The 12419-nt window shown below is 65.3% G+C and carries 8 protein-coding genes and 1 pseudogene; 8 read left to right on the top strand and 1 reads right to left on the bottom strand.

Translation table 11 applies throughout. The annotated features are described in order from the left end of the window. From gndA to WBF82_RS15740, 8 genes are all read left to right on the top strand, one after another. Positions 1–911 (top strand): NADP-dependent phosphogluconate dehydrogenase (gene gndA, locus WBF82_RS15775; protein WP_424383925.1); only part of this gene is annotated, 911 nt, incomplete at its 5' end. Between the two features lie 31 nt (positions 912–942). Beyond that, positions 943–2379: a GuaB1 family IMP dehydrogenase-related protein gene (locus WBF82_RS15770; RefSeq protein WP_424383924.1), complete on the top strand. Its 1437-nt coding sequence runs from the start codon at positions 943–945 to the stop codon at positions 2377–2379. 198 nt (positions 2380–2577) lie between these two features. After that, positions 2578–3945, top strand: coding sequence for a hemolysin family protein (locus tag WBF82_RS15765; protein WP_424383923.1), 1368 nt, complete (start codon positions 2578–2580; stop codon positions 3943–3945). Beyond that, positions 3945–5006, top strand: coding sequence for a hemolysin family protein (locus tag WBF82_RS15760; RefSeq protein WP_424383922.1), 1062 nt, complete (start codon positions 3945–3947; stop codon positions 5004–5006). Before WBF82_RS15765 ends, WBF82_RS15760 begins: the two co-directional genes overlap by 1 nt. Next, complete coding sequence (locus tag WBF82_RS15755; protein ID WP_424383921.1) at positions 4999–5931, top strand: 3-methyladenine DNA glycosylase; 933 nt, start codon at positions 4999–5001, stop codon at positions 5929–5931. Before WBF82_RS15760 ends, WBF82_RS15755 begins: the two co-directional genes overlap by 8 nt. Positions 5932–5951: 20 nt before the next feature. Further along, positions 5952–8153, top strand: a complete 2202-nt coding sequence (locus tag WBF82_RS15750) for a malate synthase G (RefSeq protein ID WP_424383920.1) — start codon at positions 5952–5954, stop codon at positions 8151–8153. Positions 8154–8228: 75 nt separating this feature from the next. Continuing rightward, positions 8229–10304, top strand: coding sequence for a substrate-binding domain-containing protein (locus WBF82_RS15745; protein WP_424383919.1), 2076 nt, complete (start codon positions 8229–8231; stop codon positions 10302–10304). A 284-nt stretch (positions 10305–10588) separates the two neighbouring features. Further along, positions 10589–11971, top strand: a complete 1383-nt coding sequence (locus WBF82_RS15740) for a hypothetical protein (RefSeq protein WP_424383918.1) — start codon at positions 10589–10591, stop codon at positions 11969–11971. Between the two features lie 5 nt (positions 11972–11976). Here the strand turns inward: WBF82_RS15740 and WBF82_RS15735 are convergent. Next, a pseudogene (locus tag WBF82_RS15735) lies at positions 11977–12419 on the bottom strand (glycine dehydrogenase (aminomethyl-transferring)); the annotation flags it as partial.

The raw sequence follows: 12419 nt of genomic DNA, 5'->3' as shown, positions 1-12419 counted from the left end.
ACGGCGCCGGGCATTTCGTCAAGATGGTGCACAACGGCATCGAGTATTCCGACATGCAGTTGATCGGCGAGGCCTACCAGCTGCTGCGCGACGGGCTGGGCAAGACCGCCGACCAGATCGCCGACGTGTTCGACGAGTGGAACAAAGGCGACCTGGACAGCTTCCTGGTCGAGATCACCGCCCAGGTGCTGCGCCAAAACGATGCGAAGACCGGCAAGCCACTGGTCGATGTGATCCTCGACGAGGCCGAGCAGAAAGGCACCGGCCGCTGGACGGTCAAGTCGGCGCTGGATCTCGGTGTGCCGGTCACCGGTATCGCCGAGGCGGTGTTCGCCCGCGCGCTGTCGGGTTCGGTGACTCAACGCAAGGCCACCACCGGTCTGGCGTCCGGCCACTTAGGTGAAAAGCCCAGCGATGCAAAGCAATTCATTGAGGACGTGCGGCAGGCCCTGTACGCGTCGAAGATCATCGCCTACGCCCAGGGCTTCAACCAGATCCAGGCCGGCAGCGCGGAATACGACTGGGGAATCACACCCGGCGACCTGGCCACCATCTGGCGGGGCGGCTGCATCATCCGGGCGAAGTTCCTCAACCGGATCAAGGAGGCGTTCGACGACGAGCCCGACCTGGCAACGCTGATCGTCGCCCCGTATTTCCGCAGCGCGATCGAATCGGCCATCGATAGTTGGCGTCGCGTCGTGGTGGCCGCCACCCAGCTGGGCATCCCCATCCCGGGCTTCTCCTCGGCGCTGTCCTACTACGACGCGCTGCGCACCGAGCGGCTGCCCGCCGCGCTGACCCAGGGCCTGCGCGACTTCTTTGGCGCGCACACCTACGGACGCATCGACGAGGACCCCGGCAAGAAGTTCCACACCTTGTGGAGTGGGGACCACACCGAAGTGCCGGCCTAGCGCGGCCGAATAAGGGGTACAACCGATACCGATGAAATTTTCCGACGCGCACCGGCCTGCATACGACCTGACCTACGACGATGTCTTCATCGTGCCGAATCGTTCGGATGTGGCGTCCCGGTTCGACGTGGATCTGGCCACCCAGGACGGCTCCGGCACCACCATTCCGGTGGTGGTGGCCAACATGACCGCGGTCGCGGGGAGGCGGATGGCCGAGACGGTGGCCCGACGCGGCGGGATAGTGGTGCTGCCGCAGGACCTTCCGATCACCGCGGTGCAGCGCACGGTGGACTTCGTCAAAAGCCGCGACCTCGTTGTCGACACCCCCGTGATACTGGCGCCCGACGATTCGGTTTCCGATGCGCTGGCGCTGATTCACAAACGCGCGCACGGCGCCGCCGTGGTGGCTTTCGAGGGCCGCCCGATCGGGCTGGTCACCGAATCGTGCTGCGACGGTGTGGACCGTTTCGCGCGGGTGCGCGATATCGCGATCACCGACTTCGTCAACGCGCCGGTGGGCACCGATCCGCGTGAGGTTTTCGATCTTCTTGAGCCAGCTCCGGTCGATGTCGCGGTGCTGACTGGGCCGGACGGCACGCTGGCCGGCGTGTTGACCCGCACCGGGGCGATCCGCGCTGGCATTTACACGCCGGCCACCGACACCAAAGACCGGCTGCGCATCGGTGCAGCGGTCGGCATCAACGGCGACGTGGCCAGCAAAGCCCAGGCGTTGGCCGAGGCCGGCGTGGACCTGCTGGTCGTTGACACCGCGCATGGCCATCAGGTCAAGGCGCTGGATGCCATCAAGTCGATATCGTCACTGGATCTGCGTGTGCCGCTGGTCGCCGGCAATGTGGTGTCAGCCGAAGGCACTCGCGATCTGATCAGCGCGGGGGCGTCGATCGTCAAGGTCGGTGTGGGGCCGGGCGCGATGTGCACCACCCGGATGATGACCGGCGTCGGTCGGCCGCAATTCTCTGCTGTGCTCGAATGCGCTTCGGCGGCAAAGCAACTCGGCGCGCACGTGTGGGCCGACGGCGGGGTGCGTCATCCGCGGGACGTGGCTTTGGCGCTGGCGGCCGGCGCATCGAACGTGATGATCGGATCGTGGTTCGCCGGCACCTACGAATCCCCCGGCGACCTGATGCGGGACCGCGACGATCAGCCGTACAAGGAGAGCTACGGGATGGCGTCCAAACGTGCCGTGGTCGCCCGCGCCGCCGCCGACAACGCATTCGAGCGCGCCCGCAAGGCACTGTTCGAAGAAGGTATCTCGACCTCGCGGATGGGGCTCAACCCCGACCGGGGCGGCGTCGAGGATCTGATCGACCACATCACTTCCGGGGTGCGCAGCACGTGCACCTATGTCGGTGCATCGACGCTGGCCGAATTGCATCAGCGGGCCGTGGTCGGCGTGCAATCCGCAGCGGGCTTCGCTGAGGGCCACCCGCTGCCGTTCGGCTGGTAGATCCAAGCCGGCTTTGGGGGCGTGTCGTCGCAGCAACGGGGGCTAGGACGGGTTAAGCCTTCGTTACCATAGGAACTCCACGTAGTAATTGAGGGAAAGGGTCTCCGTGCCGCAGGCACCCGGCGAGGCCGTTGGCTTCCGGGCTGAGCGGTCACCGCGGCGCCCACGGTCTGATTGCTCGCAACCGCGGCGGCGCCGATGAACCTCGCTATCACCCTGCTCAGCCTGCTCGCCATCGTGCTGCTCATCGCGGGCAACGCGGCGTTTACCGCCGCCGAGTTCTCGCTGACGACCCTCGAGCGCAGCACCGTCGAGGCCAACGCCCGCGATGGTGGCCGTCGCGACCGCTTCGTGCGCCGCGCCCACCACACCCTTTCTTTCCAGCTGTCCGGAGCGCAGCTGGGCATCTCGATGACCACGCTGGTCACCGGATATCTCACCGAGCCGCTGGTGGCGAAGCTGCCGCACCCCGCCATGGATGCGCTCGGCGTGCCCGATCGGATCGCCGACGCAGTCATCGCCTTTGTGGCCCTGGTGGTCGTCACGTCGGTGTCCATGATCTTCGGTGAACTGGTGCCGAAGAATCTGGCGGTGGCCCGGCCACTGCCTACCGCCCGCGCCATCGCGGGCCCGCAGCTGCTGTTCTCGTTCGTGATGACGTTCGCGATCCGACTGACGAACGGCGCGGCCAACTGGATCCTGCGCAAGCTCGGAATCGAGCCCGCACAGGAACTGCGCTCGGCCCGGTCGGCCCAGGAACTGGTTTCGCTGGTGCGCACCTCTGCTCGCAGCGGCGCTCTGGATCCAGCCACGGCGGCATTACTGCATCGATCGCTGCAATTCGGCACGCTGACAGCCGAGGAGCTGATGACGCCGCGCTCGAAAATCGTTGCGCTGCAAACGGATAACACTGTCGCGGACCTCGTCGCAACAGCCACCGAGAGCGGCTTTTCCCGGTTCCCGATCGTCGAGGGCGATCTCGACGAGACCGTCGGCATGGTGCACGTCAAACAGGTGTTCCACGTTCCAGCCGCCGAGCGGCGGGACACCTTGCTGACCGCCGTGGCGCAGCCGGTGGCGGTGGTGCCCTCCACGCTGGACGGCGACGCGCTGATGGGCGAGATCCGGGCCAACCGGTTGCAGACCGCGATGGTTGTCGACGAGTACGGCGGCGTCGCGGGCATGGTGACCGTCGAGGATCTGATCGAAGAAATCGTCGGCGACGTCCGCGACGAGCATGACGACACCACACCGGACGTGATGGCATCCGGCAATGGTTGGCGGGTCTCCGGGCTGCTGCGCATCGACGAAGTGGCCGCCGCCACTGGTTACCTCGCACCAGAGGGTGAATACGAGACGATCGGCGGGCTGGTGCTTCAGCAGCTCGGCCGCATTCCCGTCGCCGGTGACATGGTGCAGCTCAGCGGATACGAGCCCGACGGCCTGTCGGATGCGTCGGCTACGTGGCAGGCCCGGGTGATCCGGATGGAGGGCCGCCGCATCGACCTGCTCGAGCTGACCCGGCTGGAGGGTCGCAGTGAGTCCGGCGCGGGAAGGGCCCACTGATGGGCGCCGAGCTGCGCGACTTGCTGGGGGTGGTGGCAATCATCCTGCTGGTGGCTACCAACGCGTTCTTCGTCGGCGCGGAATTCTCGCTGATCTCGGCGCGTCGAGACCGGCTCGAAGCGCTGGCTGAGCAGGGCAGATCAAGCGCGGTCACGGTGATCAGAGCAGGAGAACAACTGCCCCTGATGTTTGCGGGGGCCCAGCTGGGCATCACGGTGTCGTCGATCCTGCTCGGCCGACTCGGTGAGCCCGCCGTCGCCGATCTGCTCCGACGGCCGTTCGACGCCTTCGGCGGCTCTCCCCTGCTGCACACTGCGTCGTTCGTGGTTGCGCTGGCGATCGTGGTGACGCTGCATGTGCTGCTCGGCGAGATGGTCCCGAAAAACATTGCCATCGCCGGCCCGGAGAAGGCGGCGATGCTGCTGATCCCCGCCTACCTGGTCTATGCGCGGACCGTTCGGCCGATCATCGCCTTCTACAACCGCTGTACCAGCGCGACCCTGCGGGCACTGCGAGTGCAACCGCGAGACGAGCTCGACGTCACGGTCTCCACCGTGGAGCTCAGCGAAATGATCGCCGAATCGGTGTCAGAAGGTCTGCTTGATCCCGAAGAACACAACCGGCTCACCCGGGCGCTGCAGATTCGCAACCGGCTGGTCGCCGACGTGGCGGTACCGGTCGCCGAGATTCGCGCGGTGCCGGTGGCCGCGCACGGTTCCGGACCGACGGTCGAGGCGGTGGAGACGGCGTTGGCCGCGACCGGCTACTCCCGGTTCCCGGTCGTCGACGTCGACCGCAAATTCATCGGCTACCTGCACATCAAGGATGTGTTGTCGCTGGGTGACGATCCGCACGCCGTGGTCGACCTGGCGCGGGTTCGGCCCCTGCCGCAAATTCGTGGCTCGCTGTCGGTTCCGGAGGCATTGTCGAGGATGCGGCGGAGCAAGAGTCATCTGGCACTGGTCAGCGGGCAGGACGGGAGCGTGGTCGCGATGGTCGCGCTGGAGGATCTGGTCAGGGATCTGGTCGGTGCGGTGCGGGACGGGATGCAACGTGTCTGAACTTGACCAGGAGCAGTGGACGGCGCGCGCCGACGCGTACGCCCGACGCGTCGAGACCTTCGTCGGCCCACACGTCAGGCGGGCCCAGGCCGGCGAAGCGCATCCGGTGTGGGACTTTCTGTTCAGCTACTACAGCCTGCGGCCGGGGCAGCTGCGTTGCTGGCATCCGGGTTACGGGGTGGGCCTCGGCGGCGGCGAAGCCATCCGTCGCTACCGTGGCCGCCGCGGCTACACCGCCGACGGCGTCAGTGTCACGGTCAGCAACGCGTATTTGCGCAGCCGACTGGATACCGTTTCGTTCGTGGCGCGCCTGCTCCGAGCGACTGCGCAGCGCCCCGCTCGACTGAACTGCTTCGGGCTACACGAGTGGGCGATGGTGTATCACGACGGCGCCGTCCGGCACGAGCGCGTCCCGCTGCGGCTCGGCGCCGCGGGCACCGACGCCGTCGTCGAGGGCGAGCTCGCCGGGCCGCTGCGCTGCAGCCACTTCGACGCGTTCCGGTTCTTCAGTACTGCCTTTAAAGCCGACGTGCTGCCCCGAAATGCGGGCTCGCCCAGCCGTGCCACCCAGCAGGACTGGGAGCAGCCCGGTTGCCTGCACGCCAACATGGACCTGTACAAATGGTCTTACAAATTGAGCCCGCTGATCGACTCCGAGCTGCTGCTGGACTGCCTCGACCTGGCCGCAGCCGCACGCGAAATCGACATGCGGGCCAGCCCGTACGACCTGCGCGGCTACGGGTATGCACCGATCGCCGTCGAGAACGCCGCCGGCCGCGCCGAGTATGTGCGTTGCCAGAAGGCCATCGCTGCGCGTGCCGCGCCGTTACGGGCAGCACTGCTTGACCGGTGTGACCTGCTCCTGCAGGCCGCCCGGGTACCGGAATACGGCCTACTGGCCGGTAGGCTGGGCAGAACTTCATGAGGCTAAAGCGGAGGAGAAAGATGACGGACCGCGTGTCGGTGGGGAACCTACGCGTCGCTCGGGAGCTGTATGACTTCATCAACAGCGAGGCTTTGCCGGGCACCGACATCGACCCCGACAGCTTCTGGACAGGTGTCGACAAGGTCGTCACCGACCTGCATCCGCGAAACCAGGAGCTGCTCGAGCGCCGCGACCAGCTGCAGGCGCAGATCGACAAGTGGCATCGGCATCACGTCATCGAACCGATCGACCCGGAAACCTACCGGCAGTTCCTCACCGAAATCGGCTATCTCGTGCCAGAGCCCGACGATTTCTCCATCACCACGGCCGGCGTCGACCCCGAGATCACCACGACGGCCGGCCCGCAACTGGTCGTCCCGGTCACCAATGCCCGATTCGCACTGAACGCAGCCAACGCCCGCTGGGGCTCCCTCTACGACGCGCTATACGGTACGGACGTCATTCCGGAAACCGACGGAGCCGAGCAGGGCACCAGCTACAACAAGGTCCGCGGCGACAAAGTGATCGCCTATGCCCGCAAGTTCCTCGACGATGCGGTGCCGCTGTCGTCTGGCTCGTGGGCCGATGCCACCGGCGTGAAGATCGACGAAGGCCGATTGCTGGTCAGCCTGCAAGGCGACGAGAAGGATCGCGGCCTGGCCAACCCGGGCCAGTTCGCCGGATACAGCGGCGAACTCGGCGACCCGAGCTGGTCGGTGTTGCTGCAAAACCACGGGCTGCACATCGAAATTTTGATCGACCCGAAATCGCCGATCGGCAAGACCGACGCCGCCAACATCAAGGACGTGGTCCTGGAGTCAGCGGTCACCACGATCATCGACTTCGAGGACGCGGTGGCAGCCGTCGACGCCGACGACAAGACCCGCGCCTACCGCAACTGGCTGGGCCTGAACCGGGGCGATCTGGCCGCCAAAGTGGATAAGGACGGCGACACGTTCACCCGAGTGCTCAACCAGGACCGCACCTACACCGCGCCAGGCGGCGATGAGTTCACGCTGCCGGGTCGCAGTCTGCTGTTCGTCCGCAATGTCGGCCACCTGATGACAAACGACGCGATCGTTATCAGCAATGGCGACCAAGAAGAAGAGGTGTTCGAAGGAATCCAGGACGCCTTGTTCACCGGCCTGTGCGCAATTCACGGGCTCAAGTCCACCGACGACAACGGTCCACTGGTCAACAGCCGCACCGGTTCGATCTACATCGTCAAGCCCAAGATGCACGGCCCCGAGGAGGTCGCGTTCACCACCGAACTGTTCAGCCGGGTCGAAGACGTGCTCGGACTGCCGCAGAACACGCTCAAAGTCGGTGTGATGGACGAGGAACGGCGCACCACGCTCAACTTGAAGGCGTGCATCAAGGCGGCCGCTGACCGGATCGTGTTCATCAACACCGGTTTCCTGGACCGCACTGGCGATGAGATCCACACCTCGATGGAGGCCGGCCCGATGGTGCGCAAGGGCACCATGAAGAGCCAGCCGTGGATCTTGGCCTACGAGGACAACAACGTTGACACCGGCCTGGCGGCCGGGTTCGCCGGCCATGCCCAGATCGGCAAGGGCATGTGGACGATGACCGAGCTGATGGCCGACATGGTCGAGCAGAAGATCGGCCAGCCGAAAGCGGGTGCCAGCACCGCGTGGGTGCCGTCCCCCACGGCGGCGACGCTGCACGCATTGCACTACCACCAGGTCGATGTCGGCGCGATCCAGAAGGAATTGGCCGGCAAGAAGCGCACCACGATCGACGAGTTGTTGACGATCCCGCTTGCCAAGGAGCTGGCGTGGGCTCCCGAGGAGATCAAAGAAGAAGTCGACAACAACTGCCAATCCATCCTGGGCTACGTCGTGCGGTGGATCGACCAGGGTGTGGGGTCGTCGAAGGTTCCCGACATCCACAACGTCGCATTGATGGAAGACCGTGCCACACTGCGGATTTCGAGCCAACTACTGGCAAACTGGTTGCGCCACGGCGTGATCACCGAAGAGGATGTACGGGCTAGCCTGGAGCGGATGGCTCCGATGGTGGACCAGCAGAACGCCGGCGACTCGGCATATTCGCCGATGGCGCCCAACTTCGACGACAGCATCGCCTTCCTGGCTGCCCAGGAATTGATCCTGTCCGGGACCCAACAGCCCAACGGCTATACCGAGCCGATCCTGCATCGGCGTCGTCGCGAATTCAAGGCGCGCGCCGGTGACTGATTTCGGCTCGGCGCGCGTTTACCATCCCAATGACTAGACGCTGCAAACACTTCTGGCGCGCAGGAGAGCATCGGCATGGGTAGGCACAGAGCTCCGGATCCGGACGAGCCCAGCGGCGAACCGTCGGACGACTATTCCGAGCCCGACGATTTCGGCGACATTGGTGACTTCCACGAGCCCGACGCCGGCGGCACGCCGGCTGAAAGCTATGGTGACCATCCAACCGACGACTATGCGGACCAATTCGCCGACGATGCAGGGTATTTCGACTACACCGATCCCTCCCATCGCGACGAGCACGGGGAGGAAGATCTACACCCCACCGACGTTGACACGCCGGATGACTTCCCCCGCTTCGCGGGGATAGGGCAGGAGCCGCCCGACGCACCGCCGCCATCCGGCGGTCATCGTGGGCTGGCCGACTGGCGGGGCGGCCACCGCAGCGACGGGGGGCGGCGCGGCGTCAGCATCGGTGTGATTGCGGCGCTGGTCGCGGTCGTCGTGGTGGTGGCCGGGGTCATCCTCTGGCGCTTCTTCGGCGACGCGTTGTCCAACCGTTCGCATTCCGCGGCGCGCTGCACCGGTGACAAACAGAACATCGCGGTGCTCGCCGACCCGTCCATCGCCGATCACGTCCAGCAGTTCGCGGAGCGGTACAACGGCTCCGGGGCGCAGGTCGGCGACCATTGCGTCGCAGTCAGCGTCAAATCGGCGGGCTCCGATGCCGTCGTCGGCGGCTTCATCGGAAACTGGCCCGCCGACCTGGGCCAGCGACCCGGACTGTGGATCCCGGGCAGCTCGGTGTCGGCGGCGCGGCTGACCGCCGCGGCGGGCAAGGAAACCATCGCCGAAAGCAGGTCGCTGGTCACCTCGCCGGTGGTGCTCGCGGTGCGACCCGAGCTGCAACGTGCGCTCGGTGACCAGAAATGGTCGACGCTGCCGGGGCTGCAGACCAAACCCGACGGGTTGGCCGCGGTCAAGCTTCCGGCGTGGGGGTCGCTGCGGCTGGCGTGGCCGCTGAGCGGCAACAGCGACGCGGCATTGCTGGCCGGTGAGGCCGTGGCGGCCGACTCGGCGCCACCCGGCGCACCGCCGACCGACGGCAGCGGCGCGGTCCGCACGCTGATCGCCGGTCAACCCAAGTTGGCCGACAACTCGCTGGCTGAGGCGATGAATGTGCTTGTGCGCCCGGGTGATCCGGCGTCGGCCCCAGTGCACGCGGTGGTCACCACCGAACAGCAACTGTTCCAGCGTGGCGAATCGCTGCCCGACGCCGGCGGCACGCTGAGCTCTTGGCTGCCGCCGGGGCCGGCCGCGGTGGCCGACTACCCCGCCGTGCTGCTTAAGGGATCGTGGCTGTCGCAGGACCAAGAGACCGCGGCCAGCGCGTTCGTCCAGTTCATGCACAAGTCCGATCAACTCGCCGAGCTGGCCAAGGCCGGCTTCCGCGTGCAAGGGGTCAAGCCGCCGAAAAGCGACGTCACAAGTTTCGCGGCGTTGCCGTCGACCCTGTCGGTGGGTGACGACTCGATGCGCGCCACGCTGGCGAATACCGTAACCACACCGTCGAGCGGGCCGGCGGCCATCATCATGCTCGAGCAATCGATGCTTACCGATGAAGGCGGCAAGACCCGACTGGCCAATGTGGTTGCAGCGCTTAACAACCGGATCAAGGCGCTGCCGCCCAACTCCGTGATCGGGCTGTGGACGTTCGACGGGAAAGAAGGCCGAAGCGAGGTGCCGGCGGGCCCGCTGTCCGATTCCGTCGACGGCAAGCCCCGACCGGATGCGCTGACGGCCGCACTGGACAAGCAGCACGCATCGTCCGGCGGCGCGGTGTCCTTCACCACCCTGCGGCTGCTCTACAAGGATGCACTTACCAATTACCATGCTGGGCAAACGAATTCGGTGTTGGTGATCACCGCTGGTCCGCACACCGATCAGACCCTCGCCGGCCAGGGTCTACAAGATTTCATCAAGCAAAGTAGCGACCCGGCCAAGCCGGTGGCCGTCAACGTCATCGACTTTGGCGCCGATTCCGACCGGGAGACCTGGGAGGCCGTCGCGAAGCTGTCCGGTGGCTCCTACCAGAACCTGGCGACGTCGGATTCGCCCGAGTTGGCTACTGCGGTGACCAACTTCTTGAGCTGACCGGCCCGCTACTGGTGAGCAGCCGCAGCCTGGTGACGTGACTACGGTTTGTCCGACAATCCGAATCCCCCGGAAGCCGCAAGTCAGGGCGCTGTATGCCACTACCGGCGTGAGCCCCGGTTGAGCACATCCGATACACCGGAGCATTAATCCGGATTTGCGGATATCAGTGTTTTATTGGGCACATGGTGAATTTTTGGCTGTTTTTTAGCTGAATCTCAGGTAAAGTCCCGGCCAAGCTGTGAGGTGCATCACAGTGGACGCCCAACCGGAGGAGATGTGTCATGCAACAAGCACTTCGCCCCTACGTCACGACTGGCATCGCCTTAGTCGGAGCCAGCATGATTGCTGTCACCCCGGTGGCAGCCCCGCCAATCGGTGCACAGATCCGGTCAATCCAACTGGTCGACGCATGGTCCGACTTCTTTGCCGAGTCGGCGACCAACTGGACGAACATCATCAACGGCGCTGACACGTCGGCGATTTCGCAGGTCTCCAGCCTGCTCCTGAGCAATCCCGGCGAAGTACTTGCGGCATTCGCAAACCTCACCCCAACCGTCACCACCGACCTCGCCTCGCTTCCCGGCACGATCTCGGTGTCGTTGCCGCCGGGGCTCGAGCTCGCGATCGCAGACCTCGGGGCCGCGGGCGCCACGTTTACCGCGCTCGGTGAAGTCGCGCAACAGTTGATCACCAATCCCTCTGCAGGGTTCGAAGGCATTGCCACCGTCCTGAACGGCTTCTTCAATGGCCAGGACAACATCAGCCTGTTGAACGGCGCCATCACCATCCCCTTGTGGAACGGCGTCCTGGCCCCCGAACAATCCGTGAGCGTCGACCTCAACCTCACCGCCCTGATCAATGCCTTGGGGCTAGGCAACACTAACCTGAGCAGTTTGGACCTGAGCAGCTTGTTGAGTCAGCTGGGGCTGGGCAACTTGACCCTGGGCTCATTGTTCGGCGACCTCGGGCTGAGCACCAAGGGGCTGGGCACACTGCTCGGCAACCCGACGCTGGGCACGTTGCTGACCGACCTCGGCCTGGGGGATCCCAATGGCCTCGGCGTGGGCAGTTTCAGCCTGACGACTCTGTTGACCGACTTGGGTCTGAACCCCAACGTCGGCAGTACCGGCCTGGGCGGTTTGCTGGATGCTCTGGGGCTGGGCACCATTAAATTGGGTAGTTTGCTAGATCTCAACACCCTTCTCGGGAGTCTCGGGCTAGGGGTATTACTTCAGCCGGTCATCGATAAGTTGACGAACATACCTTTGGACCAACTGGTCAATGGCCTCACTCTCGGAAACGGCAGCTCTCTGGATCTCACTAGCCTGCTAACCGATGTATTCAAGGCGCTGAATATTGCAATTCCGTCGACAGGTCCCTTGAGTCTGAGCGGTCTGTTGGGCGATCTGAACATTGAGAACCTGAACGTCGGCAGCTTGCTGAACGGCGTGACCCTGGGTGATCTGCTGAAGGACCTCGGCGTTGCCAGCCTGCCGGTAGACCTGACCAACTTGGGCGACCTGTCCGGGCTGACTCTGGGCGGCCTGCTCGGCGATCTCGGCCTGGGCGATTTGGCCACTGTCAGCGTGGACCCGATCGGCGGCCTGGTCACCGAGCTCGTCGACACCGTGCCGCAACAGATCCTTACCGCCCTGGGCATGTAGTGGGGTCAGGTATAGGCCTCGACCGGCGGGCAGGAGCACACCAGGTTGCGATCGCCGTAAGCGCCGTCGATGCGGCGCACCGGCGGCCACACCTTTGGCCGGAACTCGCGGCCCAGCGGGTAGGCGGCCTGCTCGCGGGTGTACGGGTGCTCCCACTTATCGGCCAGCAGACATGCGGCGGTGTGCGGCGCGCCGCGCAACGGGTTGTCGTCCACCGGCCACTCGCCGGAGCTCACCTTGCCGATCTCACTCCGGATCGCAATCATCGCGTCGCAGAACGCGTCGACCTCGGCCAGGCTCTCACTCTCGGTGGGCTCGACCATCAGTGTGCCAGCCACCGGAAAGCTCATTGTCGGTGCGTGGAAACCGAAGTCTGCCAACCGCTTTGCGACGTCGTCGACGGTGACGCCGGTGGACTTACTGATGCCGCGCAGGTCGAGGATGCACT

The organism is Mycobacterium sp. (assembly GCF_049673265.1).
Taxonomy (GTDB): Bacteria; Actinomycetota; Actinomycetes; order Mycobacteriales; family Mycobacteriaceae; genus Mycobacterium.
Note: the sequence above shows the minus strand (reverse complement) of the source record. Positions and strands in the feature narration are given on the sequence as shown.

Coding starts and splice junctions, on each gene's coding strand:
- WBF82_RS15770 (WP_424383924.1), top strand. CDS start 943: ATGAAATTTTCCGACGCGCACCGGCCTGCATACGACCTGACCTACGAC.
- WBF82_RS15740 (WP_424383918.1), top strand. CDS start 10,589: ATGCAACAAGCACTTCGCCCCTACGTCACGACTGGCATCGCCTTAGTC.
- WBF82_RS15760 (WP_424383922.1), top strand. CDS start 3,945: ATGGGCGCCGAGCTGCGCGACTTGCTGGGGGTGGTGGCAATCATCCTG.
- WBF82_RS15765 (WP_424383923.1), top strand. CDS start 2,578: ATGAACCTCGCTATCACCCTGCTCAGCCTGCTCGCCATCGTGCTGCTC.
- WBF82_RS15745 (WP_424383919.1), top strand. CDS start 8,229: ATGGGTAGGCACAGAGCTCCGGATCCGGACGAGCCCAGCGGCGAACCG.
- WBF82_RS15750 (WP_424383920.1), top strand. CDS start 5,952: ATGACGGACCGCGTGTCGGTGGGGAACCTACGCGTCGCTCGGGAGCTG.